The sequence below is a fragment of the Bacillus sp. S2(2024) genome (assembly GCF_050474045.1).
Taxonomy (GTDB): Bacteria; Bacillota; Bacilli; order Bacillales; family Bacillaceae_G; genus Bacillus_A; species Bacillus_A yunxiaonensis.
Genome location: NZ_JBFLUS010000003.1, coordinates 1,606,244 through 1,623,803, shown reverse-complemented (window position 1 = coordinate 1,623,803; position 17,560 = coordinate 1,606,244). Strand labels below are relative to the sequence as shown.

The window sequence follows — 17,560 nt, the reverse complement described above, 5'->3', positions numbered from 1 at the left end:
TGCCTATGCACCTTTCTTTTTTACTCCCTACAATTCTTTCAAACTAGATAAAAAAATCCATCTCCTATTTCCAGAGATGGATTTCCCTCTTACTCTACAATTTCCACTTCTCGTGAATTTTTCATTTCTTCCACATGTATAACACGGAACCCGTGATCTTCTAAATCTTTTAAAAGTGGTTGTAATTCTTCTGCCGCAAATCCTTCTCCTAATGTAAACATAATTCTACGTACATATAGTGCGTTGTTATCAAATGTCATTAGACTTTGAATTCCACTATACTTTTTCAGTACAGTTGATAGCTTTTGAATAGCACCATTATAATCTTGCGTCCCGATCATAACTGAATACACACTAGAGTGAAGGCCCCATGCATCTTCTAATAACTCAAATACTTTTTTATGTGTTAAAATACCAAGAAAAAATCCGCTATCATTTACAACAGCAATATATGGTAACTCTTTAATTGTAAAGAACACTTTAAAGAATGAAGAATCTTCTTTGACATATCCATCTTTATTGCGCAATAACTCTTTCACATTATCATTTAAAGAACCTTTATATTCTAAAATATCTACTTTATAAATATTCCCTAAGAATGTTTCTTCATTTTTATCTAGAACTGGAACACAGCGATATCCTGTTCTATTTAAATGATCTAGCGCTTCTTGTAACGTATATGTATCCTTACAAAATAACACTTCTTTTTTTAAAACATAGTTTCCCTTTACCCTCATAAAAATCCCCCTTATGTTAAAATATATTCTGTGTCATAAATATATAATATTTTCAGAAAAAAATAAATAATTTATTTAACTTTTCTGACTTCTTTTATTATCTTTCATCATTTCTTCATAAATATTTCATTTTTTCAACAAATATGGAAGGAAATATTATATGAAAATTTTCTTTCCTATCGAAAAGAGATTGTATCTTCCAAAAAGAAACGTTAAAATAATAGTAATAATTTTCTGAATTTTATAAAAGTAGGTGAAATATATAGTGTCTTCTATTATCTCTTATGTGTATCGTTTTCTTTTGGGCTTTATAGCTATTATTCTTATTAGTCCAATTCCTGCTGTTCTTCTAAACAACAAACAATCCTATTTTGAAGTACTATATACCATCATCCATCATTTGGTACATTTTCGTTCTATCTCTATTCCGATGACAGATTGGATTCATGAATCATTCTTTTTTTCTTCTTACCAACCACACGATATATCAAAATCATTTAATTTACATGAAAATTCACCCCCGTTGTTCCCGTACATATGGAAATTATATTTTTTATCTATGATGCGATTCTTACTTTCACTTACTATCGGTTTTCTCATCAGTCTTAAAATTGGTCGATTTTTTATTAAATTATCTCCTAAAAATAGAAAACGTTTTTCATTTTTACGCTGGATTCCATTTTCATTTGGTACTGTCCTACTACAATGTATCATCATGACGCTTTTTCTATTCACAGCATCGTACATATCTTTTCCATACCTTTCTTCCCTTTTAATCATTTGTAGTACGTCCATGATTATTATTATACAAGCCATCAAAACATGGATTCCTTTCTTATATACAGTACAAGAAACAACTCATGTGCATGATTCAGCTTTTTTTAGTAATACACTTTTTACTTCGCTGCTTGCAAGCCATAAATCTATCGTTAGTTCCATATTGATTTCCTTTATATATATGGAATGCATTTTTCATGTAAATGGATTATTTCAATTGATTGTACAGTATTGCGTTAGCTCACCAATACTTGTTACAATAGGGCTTTTATTGCTGTATATCCCATACATGCTGATTTCTCTCTTACAAATATTATGGAAAAGAAATCGCCATATTGCGCATATTCATGCACTATCACGCACAACAATAAAGTGAAACTTCCATCAGAGGGGGGCTTTATCCTCCTCTGATGGAAAGCTCTTATCAATCGGGCTTTTAGGGGCAGTTATTCCCTACCTCTCTTCTTCGCTTGTCTTTGAATCTTGAGGTGGGGGGCTTACTGCCCGCGAATAGCAGGATAAAGTGAAACTTCCATCAGTGGAGGGGTTTTCATCCCCCACTAATCATATTCTTACGACCATCTTTTTGTAAAATTTCACATTTCTCCCTCCTTTCTTTGACTATTCTTTCCTTTTCCATATATTATTAAAGTAAAACTTTTATTCAGGAGGTGACATCTTTATTCTAAGTTTAGAATAAAGAATATCCTTGGACATACTAAAACTTTTTCTCATCGCTTTACTCATTCTTATTTCCGGCTTTTTCGTTGCATCAGAGTTTGCTGTTGTGAAAGTACGCAAAAGTCGGATTGACCAACTTGCCAATGAAGGTAGTAAACAAGCAATCCTAGCAAGAAAAGTTATTTCCAATTTAGATGTATACTTATCTGCTTGTCAGCTCGGTATTACCATTACTTCATTAGGACTCGGTTGGCTTGGTGAACCTACTGTGGAGCATTTATTGGAACCGCTTTTTGAAAAAATGAATATAACAGGTTCAATGAAACAAACCTTATCAGTTATTATAGCTTTTAGCGTCATTACATTCTTTCACGTGGTACTAGGTGAACTCGTTCCAAAATCATTTGCTATTCAAAAGGCCGAACAAATTACATTGAAGTTCGCAAGACCTTTAATTCTATTCGATAAAATAATGTATCCTTTTATTTGGTTATTAAATAGCACAGCACTCTTTTTCACAAAACTATTTGGATTACAACCGGTAAAAGAAAATGAACTTTCTCACTCTGAAGAAGAGTTACGCCTTATTTTAAGTGAAAGCTATAAGAGCGGAGAAATTAATCAATCTGAATATAAATATGTAAATAATATTTTTGAATTTGATGATCGAATTGCAAAAGAGATTATGGTTCCACGTACTGAAATGATCTGTTTATCAACTGAAAATTCATTAGCAGAAAATATGGAAATTATCGCTACCGAAAAATATACACGTTATCCCATTATCGGAAAAGATAAAGATGATGTTGTCGGAATGATTAATACAAAAGAAATCTTTCATGATCAAACAAAAGGGGCCAGTAAGCCGCTAGAGTCATACATACATCCCGTTTTAACAGTATTCGAAACTGTGCCAATTAAAAAGGCACTCATTCATCTACAAAAAAATCGTGTCCAACTAGCAATTATTATGGATGAATATGGTGGAACTGCAGGTCTTCTTACAATGGAAGATATTATTGAAGAAATTATTGGTGAAATTCAAGATGAATTTGATATAGATGAAACACCAATGATCGAGAAACGGAATCCAACATTAACATTACTTGACGGAAAAGTACTTATTTCTGATGTAAACGATATGTTTGGCCTTCATATCAATGATAGGGATTTAGATACAATCGGAGGCTGGTTCTTGTCACAAACAATTGACGTAAATATTGAGCCAGGCCATATTATTCAATATGAAAATTATCAGTTTAAAGCATTAGAATTAGATGGCCATCAAATAAAAAAAATTGCCGTTAGTAAAATAGATACACAAAAAGGAGCTACACTGTGAACGTCTTATTAACTATATGTATTATCGCTTGTTTCATTATATCGTTCATAGCGTTTATTTATCCGATTATTCCAGGTATACTTGCTTTATGGGCTGGATTTTGTATTTATCAATTTGGTATTAACGACTTAGAATTAACAAGCTCATTTTGGTTTATTCAAATTGTATTTACAATTATTATTTTCACTACTGATTTTATTACGAATAGCTATTTCTTAAAAAAGTACGGAAGTACAAAATGGAGCGAACGTATCGGCATGATTTCTATTATTGTTGGATCGTTCTTTTTCCCGCCATTTGGGCTAATTATTATCCCATTCCTTTCCGTTTTCGTAACAGAATTAATGCATAAAAAAGCACCACAAGAAGCCTTTATGGTTGGGGTTGCAACAGTTATCGGATTTTTAAGCAGCACAATAGCTAAAGCGATTTTACAAATCATTATGATTATTATATTTGTATGCTATATTATTTTTTAGCCATCCTTATGATAAGGATGGCTTTTTAATAGGCAATGCCCACCCGTTTTTTATAATGAATATCATGGTAAAGTAATTGATAAGCAAAACGGGCTGTATCTCCAACTGTGATCTTCACACCACCTAGTGGTAACACATCTTCTTCAGTTCGATAAGTAGCTATTTCTTCTCCATCTATTAAGTGTGTTGGACAGACAATCGTCCATTGTAATTTGCTATCCTTTAAAGCCAAATAAGCTGCTAAATGGTCTTCTGCTGCTGCCGTTGTCTTTCGACGTGATTCACTGGATTGAAAGCGATATAATTGCGGATTCGAACGTGCCTGTAAAATTCCAGCCGTTCCAATTGTTATAATTCTTATAATCCCTGCCTCGTTCATAGCGTCTATAATATATGGCAAACTTTTTGATAACGTTCCGTTTCCATCGGTACCAAGTGCACTAATTACAACATCTGCTCCCTTTACACACTCTCTCACATCTTCTTCATTCCATACATTTCCTTCTATTACACGAAAATTCTCATGTTGTATTTGTAGCTTCTCTTTATTTCTCACAAGCGCTGTCACCTTATGATTATCCCGTAATGCAAATTTTACAATTTCGACTCCAACTCGACCTGTCGCCCCAAATAAACATATATTCATACTAACTCACACCCTTTCACTCTCTCTATTGTTTCTGAAAAAGCAAAAATACACAACAAAAAAGCTTTCTCATTGATCGAGAAAGCTTCTATCATCATATAACACTTATTTCTTTTCACTAGAGCTAGAGGAACTATCTTTTGAATCTTTCGAACCGTTATCTTTTACTTCTCCACTCGTTTCTTTATCCTTGCTTGTATCTTCTTGTTGCGTCGTCTCTTCCTTTTTCTCATCTTTACTACAACCTACCATAAATAAAGAGCTAGCAAGTGCAACGGCAGTTAACGATTTAACCCATTTATTCATTTGCTTATCCCCCTTTTGATAGAATATGTACATTCTTATATTACTTTTCTATTTTGAAGAAAATATTAGAGATTAGTAAAGAAATGGTAAATAAATTATGAATTTTTCCAAAAATCACAAATGAACTATTTTAATTTCTTTCTCATTTCGTTTATACTAAAAAAAATTCGGAAGAAAGGTTGATTGAAATGGAACTTGGATTACAAGGAAAAACAGCGCTAGTTGTTGCATCAAGTCAAGGACTAGGAAAAGCAATCGCTATTCAACTTGTTACAGAAGGCGCAAATGTAATGTTGTTGAGCCGTAACGAAGAGAAATTACAAAAAATCCAAAAAGAACTCACTCAATTGAATACTGGAAACGTTGCTTATACTGTATGTGACATAACAAATACTGAACATATTAAGCAATCCGTAGAACAAGTCATCCGAACATTCGGAACGATTGATATTTTAATAAACAATGCCGGAGGTCCAACACCAGGTACATTTGAACAATTATCAGACGAAAATTGGTATCGTTCATTTGAATTAAATTTATTAAGCTACGTTCGGATGATTCGTGAAGTACTTCCACACATGAAAAAGAACGGCGGAAAAATTATTAATATTGCTTCTTCTTCTATCAAAGAGCCAATTCCTGGTCTACTTCTATCTAACACATTTCGTGTAGGTATTACAGGCTTAACAAAAACGCTCGCTTCTGAATTTGCACCGTATAACATTTTAATTAATACGATTGCACCAGGACGAATTGCTACTGAACGCGTTGCTTCTCTTGATACTATGGCTGCTCAGAAACGAGGTATTTCAGTAGAGGAAGTACAAAAAGAATCCAAAGCAGCCATTCCACTCGGAAGATACGGGCAACCTTCAGAATTTGCGACATTTGCCACATTCCTTGTATCCGATGCAAACACCTATATGACGGGTCAATCCTTTTTAGTAGATGGTGGCATGGTAAAAGGATTATAAAGAGTTTGAATTTCAAAAATTTAATTTTTGTTACATATTGAATGAAAAATAACAAAAAGACAGCGGTACCGCTGTCTTTTTCATCCATATTTCTCCACATCAATCCTTGTTTTCATGCTATACTCTTTTTTCATAACATATTGCCACACGCTGTATGCGTTTCGATTCATTTTCAAAAAACAACTTTCTAAAAAAGAACGAAATTCTGGATTTGCCACTTGGATCGCCACCTGTGCATACCCAAGTGCCAATCGCTTCAAATGTGAAATATACGAAAAGGCAATTTCTATATCATCTTTTTGTCCACTATAGTTCGTATGCACTGTTTCAATTGATGATGAAACTGGATACTTACCAATAACATGCTGTACATTTTCACCTTCTTGAAAGTTAATCTGTTCATTATACGCTTGTAATAAGTATGGTAAATGTTGCTGTAACAATTCTTTTAATTCATTATCACATACTTCTTTCATATACTCACCAATTACACATATTACTTCATAGCTATAACTCATGAGTTCGTCAATATAATCCATTCAATATTTCCTCCTCTCTACTGATATGTATGCTATAAATAGAACGACAGAACTTTTGATACTCTTGCAAGAAACTTATCCCACATATTCATTTTTTCAAAGTCTTTCTCTGAAAATTGTTTTGCTTCCTGGAAATCCCTTTGCAAACTACGTTGTATTTCACCAATGATTTTTCCTTCATAAATAAAACAATCTGATTCTGCATTTATATAAAAACTACGATTATCAAAATTCGCAGTTCCGATATCTGCAAACTTATCATCAATAAGAGTCACTTTCCCATGAAAGAAACCATCTCGATATTGATATATTTCTGCTCCAAAACGCAGTAATTTTTCCAAATAAGAATAAGCTGCCTGCTTTAATAGCAAAGCATCACTTTTGAAAGGGACAAGAATTTGTAATCTTACTCCCCTCTGCAATGCATTTTGTAATCCCGTCATCATTTCTTTACTGGGCACAAAGTAAGGAGTTGCAATAACAATTGATGTTTTCGCACTTTGTATCATCTCTTTGTAATATGTCGTCCATAAACCTTTTCCATCTGTAAATACATATCGATACTTGTTACTTCCTTGTATAGCCGTTATCTCATATGGGGATAACTCTTTCCCAGTATCCAATTCCCAATCTTTTGCAAACTGGCTTTTCATATCCTGTGCACCTGAACCAGTAATACGAACATGGTAATCACGCCATTTTCCAAAACGACGATCCTCGCCAAGGTATTCATTCCCTATATTGAATCCCCCTACATATGATATATTCCCATCTACTACCGCAATGCGGCGATGATTGCGATTATGAAGTGTATAAAAGAAATTTTTAAAACGAGGCTTTTTACTAAACGTAAATTGCACACCACTCTGCTCTAATTCTTGTATCGTTTTTTTATTTATTTTATATCCTCCAACCCGGTCCACAGACAATTTCACATCAACACCTGAAGCTGCTTTTTGCTTTAATAATTGTAAAAATTTTTTACTTACCTTATCTTTACCTACAATATAAAAATGAAGATAAATATACTGTTTCGCCCGATCAATATCAGCAAAAAGATCTCGATATAAATCATTTCCATCTACATAAAGCTTAAAATCACCATAACGAATCTGTGATATCTGATTTTCTTTTACACTGTTTCTGCCTACCTCTACATCTGCGTTCATCCATATCACCAAAATTCCTATACATAAAAGGAGGACCAGAAGTTGTCTCATCAAAAATCCTTTCCTTTCAAATCATCATTTTTATAGGTTTCCCCCTCACTATATCCCTATTCAATAAAAAACATCATTTACATGGCATATATCCCTGTCAAATCATTCTGAAAGTGCATATTGTATTCTGTAACCTAAAACAAAAGGAGGAAAAAACAATGGGCTTTGGAGTTCACGGCGGCGGGTTTGCGTTAGTTGTTGTATTATTTATCCTCTTAATTATTGTGGGTGCTGCTTGTTTTTGCTAACTAGCTATCCACTTCATACAACTTTTATGTAGACCAAAAAACTATGAAAAAGAACATCTAGTGATTAGATGTTCTTTTTCTGTTTATAATGATAATATGAACCTTTCATCAGTGGAATTTTTCTGTATCCCCCACCTAATCTTTGCTTTTAGCATAACTTTGAGGTAAGGATATTACTGTCCACGAATAGCGGGGAAAATTTTATAAAGTTTTCATTTATAAAAAAGAAGCCGATTTTATGAATCGGCTCCTCGGTATACATATGGATCTTTTGGAGATTCTACTGTACTCCATTTTGTAACTTCTAATACAGGTATATTTGCGTGAAACGGTTGATAAAACTCTGTTGAAATTGTTCCTTCAACTTGAATCCAATCATCATTCTTCCACTGAGCATCTTCTGGTTTCTTGACCAGCATCCCATACACACCTGAATCAGCAACACAGTGAATAATTCCAAAGCGGAATACAAAGTATTGTTCTTTTTTAGAAGAATCATCACGGAATACAAACCCCTTAAAAGAAATGGTTTTACCCGTGAATTGGCCAGGATAGTTATATACTACTTCCATCCCTTTCAAAAAGTCTGTATCGTTTAAAGCAATTTTATCTTTTGTTACGAATTGCTTCTTCTCTTTTTCCATGAGTTCCCGATAACCTTCTTGTCCATAGTAAATGCTCGTATCAGGTTTTAAAAACTGTCGATTCATAAACGGGTCTGTATTTCCTGGCTCCGCAACTGGGAAATGAAACCCTTTTGCTTTCACGATATCAGAATCTAATGTTGCAATTGGGAGAAAGAGCCCCGTAATAATCGGAAAACAAAATATTGTATACGTGACAATACGTTTCCACCGTGTGTTTTCGTCTTTTGAATGATCATGACCACAATGACTTGTATTGCAACCACATTCATGATCATGGTCATGTTTACCATGCTCTTTTTGAAATGCGATAATCATTTGAATCACAGTTAAAAAACCTAAAATAATCGCTGCTGTTTTTGATAAATACGCATATTTCATATTGATATATTTCGTGATATCACCCGAAATATGAAGTTGTGCTAACAAAATTGTAAATCCAAGTAAAATATAAGCTCGAAACATCGATTACCACCCCATCGCATAAATGAGTAGTGAGCTTGCATAAACAACAACTGTAATTAAAACAATAACTACAATAACAAAACGTGTTTTAAAATTCGCAAGCATCATAATCATATTTTTAATATCTACCATCGGTCCATATACAAGAAAGGCGACTAGAGCCGGTGTTGCAAATGTACTTTGGAATGAAGATGCAATAAACGCATCAGCTTCTGAACATAGCGACAAAATAAAAGCAAGTCCCATCATAACAATTGGTGAAGAATACGGTCCTTGTCCAATTGCAAGCAGTGTAGAAGTCTTCACAAAAGTTTGTACGCTTGCCGCAATAAGAGCACCGATAATTAAAAATTTCCCCATTGAGAAAAACTCTTCCACAGCATGTGTACATACGTCCCAAAATTTTTGACGAAATGGACGATTATGATCTACCACTGGAAAATTAGTATCTCGTAGTTGATGATCTTTAAACATAAACGATAATACAAGACCAACAATAACAGCTACAATAATAGCTACAATAGCACGATACCAAACCATATGCATACTGCTACCAAACGCTACATATGTCGCAAATAAAACGATAGGATTTATAATCGGTCCAGTCAGCATGAAGGCAATACCAGCGTAGGGCGGTACTCCCTTTCCGATTAGGCGTCGAACGATTGGAACTATTCCACATTCACAACCAGGGAACATCATCCCTAGAAAAACAGCTAATAATACAGACAGAAAACGATTCTTCGGCATCCATTTTGCTACCATATCTTCTGTCACAAACATTTGAATGAATCCTGAAATGAATACACCAATTAATACAAATGGCAATGCTTCAATTAAAATTGAAATAAAAATCGTATTCATTTGCAGGAACGCTTTTGGTAAATGAAACATTTCCATGATGCATATCCCCCATCTTTTCAGTAACAATAAGTAATTGTAACTGGAATCCATAAATTGAACAAGTAGTTATAAAAATTAACCTAAATGGCATATTATACATATTTCATTTCGCAGATTAATGAACAGCAGTGTGCAAAAATGCTAATTTCTCAGTACTTTATAGCAAAAAAGCTGTTTTGGAAATGTTCCAAAACAGCTGATTTTCATATTAAAAATAACGTTTCTTCCAAAAAACAAAGGCCATTACGCAAGATAATATTGCAGATATAATCATAGCCATTAAAAAACCATGAGGGTTTCCACTTAAAGGAACCGGAACGTTCATTCCGAAAAAACTGGAAACCATTGTTGGTACTGATAATATGATTGTCATAGAAGTTAAAAACTTCATAACACTGTTCAAGTTATTGGAAATGACAGAACTAAATGTATTCATCATACCACTTAAAATATGGCTATATATTTCGGCCATCTCAATTGCCTGCTTATTTTCAATTAATACATCTTCAAGTAAATCTTGATCATCTTCATACATTTTCAAAAATGTATTATTTCGCATCAATTTTTGAATCACAATCTTATTTGCCTTTAAAGATGTCGTAAAGTACACTAAGCTTTTTTCAAGTCCTAATAAAGTAAAAATCTCTTTATTTTTCATCGATTTATTGAGCTCATGCTCTAAATCCGTTGTTTTTCGATTAATCTGTTTTAAATAACGTAAATAATAAGTAGAAATCGTATATAAGAGCTGCAGTGCAAAACGCGTCTTTTTAAAAGTATAAAATTCTTTAATACGCTGATTAATAAAACGTTCAAAAATCGGATTCTCTTCCAAACAAATTGTAACAAAACATTCCGGCATGACAATCATACCAATCGGAATCGTATCATACATTGAATTTCCTTCTTCGTCATGTCTAACTGTTGGAATATCGACGATAATTAAAGCATTATCATCTTCTTTTTCAATACGTGAACGTTCTTCATCATCCAAAGGGTCTTTAATGAAGTCCAATTCTACGTTTAATGTTTGAACTAAAAATTGAATTTCTTCCTCTGTTGGATGAAGCACATTAATCCAACAGCCTTTTTGAATTTCCTCGATTTCTTGTAGTTTTCCGTTTCGGTCTGTTAAATAAATATTTAACATACTATCACCCCGATTCTTTTTACATGTAGGAACCAACCTCACTTTGAAATAACAGTCTATTTTAAACCGCCATTTTCAGCATATGAAACAAACGAGAAGATTTCAATAGAAAATTCCTTTGAAAACGCTTTCCATCACAAATTATTAAAATAGAAAAAGACAGAGCGCTCTCTGTCTTTTATTGACATTATGTTGCCTTTATAACATATTTGGAAAGTATCCACAAGTTAAATGAAACTGAAACAGTATAACCAGCATACGTTGCAATAATAAAACTAATATAGTCAAATTGCTGAAGCAATACAATATTTAGCACAATTTTTATACCTACTCCTATAAGCAAACCAAGCACCGTTTTTCGCTGTTGATTAATTCCTTGTAGCATGGCCGCTGTTACAGAAAAAAGTGAAAAAAGTATACAAGCCGGGGCGTAATAGCGTAAAATCACACTTCCTATTGCTGGATCATTCCCCGTCCCAAATAGTAATGTATATACTGGTTCAGCTAAAAGCATCATTCCTAACGATGCTGGAATCGTAATGAATACCACAAGCAAATTTGTCCTTGTAAAATGTTTATATAATAACTGTTCATTTCTTGCTACATACGCCTTTGTCATTTCAGGAACGAGCGACATGCTAAAAGCTGTAGCAACAGAAACTGGAATTAATACAATCATTTGTACAAGCCCAATAACAGCATTCATTTTTTCTGCTTCCCGTTGTAAATATCCCATCTGCATTAATAACTTATTAATTGTAAATGTATCAATTGTTTGATACAAAGGAATTGCAAGACCTACAACAACAAATGGAATGGAGTATGCAAATAATTCTTTATAAAGTGTAAAAGATGACTTTGTCGTTTGCGGAACACTCATACTTTCTTTTTTCTTTAAATGTCTTCTTCTCTTTATGTAATATCCAATTAAGATTCCAAGCCCTGCTACTGCCCCTACAAAAGCACCAAACGTAGCAACTCCAACCGCCAACGCTGTTGATCCTTTATATATATGGAGCACCGCAAAACTTCCGATTAAAATTGTTAGCACTCGAAAAAATTGCTCGACCACAACGCTTGAAGCAGATGGACCCATCGATTGAAACCCTTGAAAAAATCCACGTAATAAGCTCATCGATGGTACAATTAATAAAGCAAAACTCACGATTCGAATATTATATGTAACAGCCGTCACACTATTGCCCGTCTGATCTCCACTATCAATAACAATTTTCGCCAACTGAGGAGCTAAACAATATAACAATAAAAACGATATAACTCCCATAAAAATCATAAAAATAAGCCCGCTTTTCAATACTCGCTTCACCGTGTAATAATCGTCTAATTCATTATATTTAGACACCATTTTTGACACTGCTAATGGAAGACCCATTGTTGCAATACTAAGCATAATTGTATAAGGACGATAAGCATATGTATACAATACATATCCACCCGTTCCAACCATCGCAGTAAAAGGAATAACGTATATAAACCCAAGCATTTTCGAAATCATCGTTGCCATTGTTAAAAAGAATGTTCCGCGTAAAAACGGTGATCCTTTCATGAAATTCCTCCGCTATACTGTTTTACTACACCATATGGACAACTTTCTACTTTTAGAACTTATACAAAGTGAAACATTGATAAACTTAGCCCTTACCAATCGGGCCAGTTATTCCCACTTATCTTCTTAAGAAAAGCGGAATAAACAAAGAAAAAGCCAATGAAAATCCATTGACTTTAACGACCTGTTTTTCTTTTTTTTAATATTTTCATGCCTATGTATACAACAATAAAAAGAATGGCAGCTATTGCGAAATAATGCGTATAGTCAGCAGCGTATTCTTTAATATGACGCCAATTTCCACCAAGTTGTTCACCGAAATAAATAAACAAAATAGACCACGGAATAATTGCTAGTACCGTATATATTGTAAATCGTTGTAATGACATTTTAGCTAACCCTGCTGGAATCGATATCGCATGACGTACAACTGGAATAAAACGCGCAGAGAAAATAACACCTACACCATATCGATTAAACCATGCTTCTGCCACATCTAAATGTTTCTTTTTAATCAATATATATTTACCATATTTTTCAACAACTGGGCGCCCACCATAATATCCAAGCCAATAAAGGAAAATTTGTGCTAAAGTTCCACCAATCGTTCCGGCAATGACTGCCCCAACGAAATTAAGTTCTCCCTTTGCAACTAAAAAGCCCGCATAAGACAGTACAATTTCACTTGGAATGATTTCAATCATGAGTCCTAGCGCAATCCCAAAATACCCTAGGCTTATAAAAAATTGTAGTAACTGATCAATCAAATTTGCTAGCATTTTTCACTTATCTCCTTTTTTTACTTCACATACTTTCCTATTATTTCATAAAACCATGTCCTTGCCAATATGTCGTTACCTATTCGTATAAAACTATGTAATAATTAAAAGTATATACTAAAATATTTCGAATCAGAAGGGAGAAAGTGCTCGATGGAATATAAATTACTAGAAACTATTCCAAAAAACAGGAAAATAATAAAAGATTTATTGACCTTATACGAAGAAATTTTTCAAGTCTCCAATACAAATCTACTAAGAGAAATAAATGAAAAGAAACATTTACTTTTAATACTTGCATTCGATCATGAAACTGTAATTGGCTTTAAAATTGGCTATGAAAGAAAAGAAAAGCATTTCTATAGTTGGATTGGTGGTGTACATCCAAACTATAGAAAACAGGGCATTTCTTCAAAACTGATGCGTATGCAGCATAAGTGGTGCAAAGAGAATGGCTATAAGACAATCCAAACAAAAACAAAAAATAAATGGAGAAACATGCTTATGTTAAATATTAAACATGAATTTAATATTATCGATACATATACCGATGAAAAAGGTGAAACAAAAATCATATTAGAAAAAACATTGTAGTTATCAAAGTAACTTTACATATAATCTTTGTTATTTTTTCAATCTATTAATCTTTCTTTATTCGGATTTTTCATATAAGCAAACATTTGCCGGATTTGCCATTCCGTATTTCTTCCTATCGATAACTCCGGCAATTCGTCTTCTCCAAAAAACTGAACATCTTCTGTTTCAATACCGATTTGTCTTTCACCACCTACTATTTCACAGCTAATAAATATTTTGTATACATCAATTGCAGAAGGTGATGATTGATGTTTCTGCTTATCAAAGATAGATAGTAATCGAAAATTTTCTACTTTGTAACCTGTTTCTTCTAACACTTCTTTTTGTGCAACTTCAGTAGGTGTATAACCGATATCAGCCCATCCACCTGGAAGTGCCCATTTCCCATCACTTTTTTCTTTTACAAAAAGTAACTTCCCTTCTTGAAATACGACCGCTCGTATATCTACTTTTGGAGTTTGATAGCCCGTTTCATTTGCAAATAAATGCTCAACCACTTCCCAATCCATTTTTGTATAATGTGACATCATTTCAATTGATAAGTTCCGAAGCTCTTGAAAACGTTCTATATCATAAACATCTTTTGAATATGCTAATCCTGTCTGGGCAATTGCTTGTATTTGTTTTACCCATTCGATCCACTTTATCTCCATCACTTCACCTTCCCCCACCTAGATTACATTTATTGTATAACAAAAAAAAGAGATTGGTCTTTCAATCTCTTTTTTGTTCGCCTTCATAATTCATCTAAATGTTCTATTATAAATCCACGACGCTTTTCAACATATTGAAAAATCAAATTTGGTTCATTATCAAATGCATCTATTTTCTTTTTCATGTACGGATCTTGCAAAACATATGGCCGAATTTCTCCATGCATTCCTTCTACTTTCGATTTTATATAATCTACTGTAAACTGGTTTGAGAGAATCTCCTCCAAAATTTTCCGATACTTCTTCCTAAATACATCAACATCAAGTAATCTAGCACTTAATGTATTAAATCCTTGAATGCGAGAGTAATCATATCTCATCTCTCGACCTCGCACATCTCGCCCCCATGTTGCATCATAATCCCATGGAATCATTTCAAACAACTTTGTTTCTTCATTATGATAGAGTGCATAATTGTGAACAAATCCATCGTAGTTTTGCGTGAATACAACACCGGCTAACCATCGTAAATATTTATCAACATCTACATATTTTACAATCTCTTTCTCATACGCCGCTCGCGAAATTGTATTTAACTGATAGACAAATTCACTTATATATTCTTCGCTATGTTCATTTCTACATTTGAACTCATATCCGACTGATAATTTCGTTTTTATACCCTTATCTAGTTCACTCATTAAAGAGAAATTAGCATCATCATCGATTGCATAATAAATTGAGCCGCTTGGCAAATTACGGCTACGTAAAAAGTTTTCATCTACAGATTCTAACTGTAAATAAACGCCCTCAAATCGATTATTAATCTTTACAAGAACATATTGCGACTTTGGAGATAACGTACCTATGTCAGAAAAAAAGTCCAGTGATAACTTATTTCTAATTAAAGACGAATCATTAAATTCGGAATTTAAATGCATTTCGTGTACACCTTGAAAAAATTTCGGCTTGTAAAACATTACATGATATGATTTTTTCTCAAATTCCCGAATGTGAGAGCCGCGATATACGATATCAATATCATACTTTCTTTTTCCATATGTTAACTTAGCTGGAACAGGATCATCAGACCAAACATCTTTTCGCAGCGCTACAATATTCATTGGATGAATATAAAATTCATAAGAAGGTAACATATTCTCCCTTCCCTTCTCTTTCATCTACAATCAATGTATGCTTTTCCTTTTCCTCTTGCCACATCCGCTATATGTTTTTTATTACATTTTAACGCTTTTTCAGGCAAATAAAGAAATTCCTTCATAAAGTGAAACTTTAATCAGTGGGGGGTTTTTCATCCCCCACTGGTTATTAGTTGAACCAATCGGGCTTTTACGGGCAGTTTATCTCCCACCTAACTTCTTTAGAAAAGCGGAAGCGGCTCGCTCAGAATCGCAGGACGCCCGCGCCCCCGTCAGAGAGGCGCTCTTTGCCTCGTCCGAGGGGGCGAAACGACCGAAGATTCTAGCCGCTAGAGCTGGACAATGCTTTCACTGAATTTTGAGGTGGGAGTATTACTGCCCGCGAATAGCGGGATAAGTGTATACAAAAAGGCTTAATCTTTTGGTCTATAAAGATAAAAAGAGGGAGTTATGAACTATGATATTCGAAAAGTAATAGAGGAAATAAGGCTTACTGGAATAAAATAACTTTCATATCAAAAGCCCTGTTCCCACAATCAGAAATGTGACAATGTTCCTACTGTCCAAAGATAAAAAAATGCACTTCTATGACGAAATGTATCCGCTATTCAAAATACACTACCAAACAAAACATTCCTGTAGATCAAAAAATTTAACTATTAATAGCATAGTTTCACTAAACAGAGTAGACTACCTACCGCAGACCCTCCCTTAGGATAAACCACCATTTTCCAAAAAAAATAAACACAATCCATCTGCTTAACATATTTTATTAACAGAAAACACATTATTTAAAAATAGATGGAAATCTTATTTCTTTCTAAGGGGGATTTTGATAGATGTATACCAAAGATGATATTCAAAAAGCAGTAGAAGAAGTGAAGAGCGCTGGCATGGAAGACTTCTTGAGCCAAGAGCCTGAGTCCTACTCTAAACGTTCTCGTTCTAAACGTTCTCGCTCTTGTCGTTCCCGTTCCGAACGTTCTCGCTCTTGTCGTTCTCGTTCCAAACGTTCTCGCTCTTGCCGTTCTCGTTCTAAACGTTCTCGCTCTTGCCGTTCTCGTTCTGGACGCTCTCGCTCTTGCCGTTCTCGTTCCAAACGCACTCGCTCTTGTCGTTCTCGTTCCAAACGTTCTCGCTCTTGCCGTTCTCGTTCCAAACGCACTCGCTCTTGCCGTTCTCGTTCCAAACGCACTCGCTCTTGCCGTTCTCGTTCCAAACGCACTCGCTCTTGCCGTTCTCGTTCCAAACGCACTCGCTCTTGCCGTTCTCGTTCCAAACGCACTCGCTCTTGTCGTTCTCGTTCTGGACGCTCTCGTTCTTGCCGTTCCCGTTCCAAACGTACTGGTCCTCTCAGTCGTTCTGGACGCTCTCGTTCCAAACGTTCTCGCTCTTGCCGTTCCCGTTCCAAACGTTCTCGCTCTTGCCGTTCCCGTTCCAAACGTTCTCGCTCTTGCCGTTCCCGTTCTGGACGCTCTCGCTCTTGCCGCTCTCGTTCTGGACGCTCTCGCTCCAAACGTTCTCGTTCTGGACGCTCTCGCTCCAAACGTTCTCGCAGCTAATATCATATATGCTCAAAACACATACGAATTCATTCCTTACTCTAACAAATTCAAAGTGGCCTTAACTTTTTTTAAAACACAAATAGACCGCTTTAAGCGGTCTATTTATCTATTAACTTTATAAAACTATA

Annotated in this window: 19 protein-coding genes and 1 pseudogene; 7 read left to right on the top strand and 13 right to left on the bottom strand. The window is 34.5% G+C overall.

Annotated features, from left to right (window positions below; all coding sequences use genetic code 11):
- Positions 1-89: 89 nt before the first annotated feature.
- On the bottom strand, positions 90-737 hold the full coding sequence (cbpA, locus tag AB1284_RS08080; protein ID WP_429750293.1) for a cyclic di-AMP binding protein CbpA: 648 nt from the start codon (positions 735-737) through the stop codon (positions 90-92).
- Between the two features lie 265 nt (positions 738-1,002).
- Between cbpA and AB1284_RS08075 the strand changes: the two genes are divergently transcribed.
- The 3 genes from AB1284_RS08075 to AB1284_RS08065 all read left to right on the top strand — a co-directional run bounded on the left by AB1284_RS08075 (position 1,003) and on the right by AB1284_RS08065 (position 4,016).
- Positions 1,003-1,890, top strand: coding sequence for a hypothetical protein (locus AB1284_RS08075; protein WP_429750294.1), 888 nt, complete (start codon positions 1,003-1,005; stop codon positions 1,888-1,890).
- Positions 1,891-2,223: 333 nt separating this feature from the next.
- Positions 2,224-3,537, top strand: a complete 1,314-nt coding sequence (locus tag AB1284_RS08070; RefSeq protein WP_429750296.1) for a hemolysin family protein — start codon at positions 2,224-2,226, stop codon at positions 3,535-3,537.
- Positions 3,534-4,016 (top strand): DUF456 domain-containing protein, encoded by a 483-nt coding sequence (locus AB1284_RS08065; protein ID WP_336480316.1) that lies wholly within the window; start codon positions 3,534-3,536, stop codon positions 4,014-4,016. Before AB1284_RS08070 ends, AB1284_RS08065 begins: the two co-directional genes overlap by 4 nt.
- 25 nt (positions 4,017-4,041) lie before the next feature.
- Here AB1284_RS08065 and AB1284_RS08060 read toward each other — a convergent pair whose 3' ends face one another.
- Both AB1284_RS08060 and AB1284_RS08055 read right to left on the bottom strand, forming a co-directional pair.
- Positions 4,042-4,662: an NAD(P)-dependent oxidoreductase gene (locus tag AB1284_RS08060; protein ID WP_429750298.1), complete on the bottom strand. Its 621-nt coding sequence runs from the start codon at positions 4,660-4,662 to the stop codon at positions 4,042-4,044.
- A gap of 105 nt (positions 4,663-4,767) precedes the next feature.
- Positions 4,768-4,968 carry a hypothetical protein gene (locus AB1284_RS08055; RefSeq protein WP_429750300.1) on the bottom strand — a complete coding sequence of 67 codons (201 nt, stop codon included), beginning with the start codon at positions 4,966-4,968 and terminating at the stop codon, positions 4,768-4,770.
- Between the two features lie 188 nt (positions 4,969-5,156).
- Here AB1284_RS08055 and AB1284_RS08050 point away from each other — a divergent pair, with 188 nt between their 5' ends.
- Positions 5,157-5,942, top strand: a complete 786-nt coding sequence (locus tag AB1284_RS08050) for an SDR family oxidoreductase (protein ID WP_429750302.1) — start codon at positions 5,157-5,159, stop codon at positions 5,940-5,942.
- An 80-nt stretch (positions 5,943-6,022) separates the two neighbouring features.
- Here the strand turns inward: AB1284_RS08050 and AB1284_RS08045 are convergent, their stop codons facing one another.
- Positions 6,023-6,481, bottom strand: a complete 459-nt coding sequence (locus tag AB1284_RS08045) for a spore coat protein (protein WP_429750304.1) — start codon at positions 6,479-6,481, stop codon at positions 6,023-6,025.
- Between the two features lie 32 nt (positions 6,482-6,513).
- A complete protein-coding gene (cls, locus tag AB1284_RS08040; RefSeq protein ID WP_429750306.1) occupies positions 6,514-7,701 on the bottom strand; it encodes a cardiolipin synthase in 1,188 nt (395 codons plus the stop codon).
- 158 nt (positions 7,702-7,859) lie between these two features.
- Between cls and AB1284_RS08035 the strand changes: the two genes are divergently transcribed.
- Complete coding sequence (locus AB1284_RS08035; RefSeq protein WP_098310481.1) at positions 7,860-7,949, top strand: YjcZ family sporulation protein; 90 nt, start codon at positions 7,860-7,862, stop codon at positions 7,947-7,949.
- A 236-nt stretch (positions 7,950-8,185) separates the two neighbouring features.
- On the opposite strand, the gene AB1284_RS08030 is transcribed toward AB1284_RS08035, so the two are convergent.
- From AB1284_RS08030 to AB1284_RS08010, 5 genes are all read right to left on the bottom strand, one after another.
- The gene (locus AB1284_RS08030) at positions 8,186-9,058 is read right to left on the bottom strand and encodes a TIGR03943 family putative permease subunit (RefSeq protein ID WP_429750308.1); all 873 of its coding nucleotides are present in this window, start codon (positions 9,056-9,058) and stop codon (positions 8,186-8,188) included.
- Between the two features lie 3 nt (positions 9,059-9,061).
- Positions 9,062-9,958: a permease gene (locus tag AB1284_RS08025; protein WP_429750310.1), complete on the bottom strand. Its 897-nt coding sequence runs from the start codon at positions 9,956-9,958 to the stop codon at positions 9,062-9,064.
- Between the two features lie 211 nt (positions 9,959-10,169).
- A complete protein-coding gene (locus AB1284_RS08020) occupies positions 10,170-11,111 on the bottom strand; it encodes a magnesium transporter CorA family protein (RefSeq protein ID WP_098310478.1) in 942 nt (313 codons plus the stop codon).
- A 187-nt stretch (positions 11,112-11,298) separates the two neighbouring features.
- Entirely contained in the window at positions 11,299-12,678 is a 1,380-nt protein-coding gene (locus tag AB1284_RS08015; RefSeq protein ID WP_429750311.1) for a putative polysaccharide biosynthesis protein, read from the bottom strand.
- 176 nt (positions 12,679-12,854) lie between these two features.
- Positions 12,855-13,457 carry a DedA family protein gene (locus AB1284_RS08010; RefSeq protein ID WP_429750313.1) on the bottom strand — a complete coding sequence of 201 codons (603 nt, stop codon included), beginning with the start codon at positions 13,455-13,457 and terminating at the stop codon, positions 12,855-12,857.
- Between the two features lie 153 nt (positions 13,458-13,610).
- Between AB1284_RS08010 and AB1284_RS08005 the strand changes: the two genes are divergently transcribed.
- Entirely contained in the window at positions 13,611-14,051 is a 441-nt protein-coding gene (locus AB1284_RS08005) for a GNAT family N-acetyltransferase (RefSeq protein WP_429750315.1), read from the top strand.
- A 38-nt stretch (positions 14,052-14,089) separates the two neighbouring features.
- Here AB1284_RS08005 and AB1284_RS08000 read toward each other — a convergent pair whose 3' ends face one another.
- Together AB1284_RS08000 and AB1284_RS07995 are read right to left on the bottom strand one after the other, a co-directional pair.
- Entirely contained in the window at positions 14,090-14,707 is a 618-nt protein-coding gene (locus AB1284_RS08000) for an NUDIX hydrolase (protein ID WP_429754321.1), read from the bottom strand.
- Positions 14,708-14,790: 83 nt separating this feature from the next.
- On the bottom strand, positions 14,791-15,864 hold the full coding sequence (locus tag AB1284_RS07995; RefSeq protein ID WP_429750317.1) for a CotH kinase family protein: 1,074 nt from the start codon (positions 15,862-15,864) through the stop codon (positions 14,791-14,793).
- A gap of 842 nt (positions 15,865-16,706) precedes the next feature.
- Between AB1284_RS07995 and AB1284_RS07990 the strand changes: the two are divergent.
- Positions 16,707-16,775: pseudogene (locus AB1284_RS07990) on the top strand (CotG/ExsB N-terminal domain-containing protein); the annotation flags it as partial.
- Between the two features lie 17 nt (positions 16,776-16,792).
- Here the strand turns inward: AB1284_RS07990 and AB1284_RS07985 are convergent.
- Entirely contained in the window at positions 16,793-17,413 is a 621-nt protein-coding gene (locus tag AB1284_RS07985) for a hypothetical protein (RefSeq protein WP_429754454.1), read from the bottom strand.
- Between the last annotated feature and the right edge of the window lie 147 nt (positions 17,414-17,560).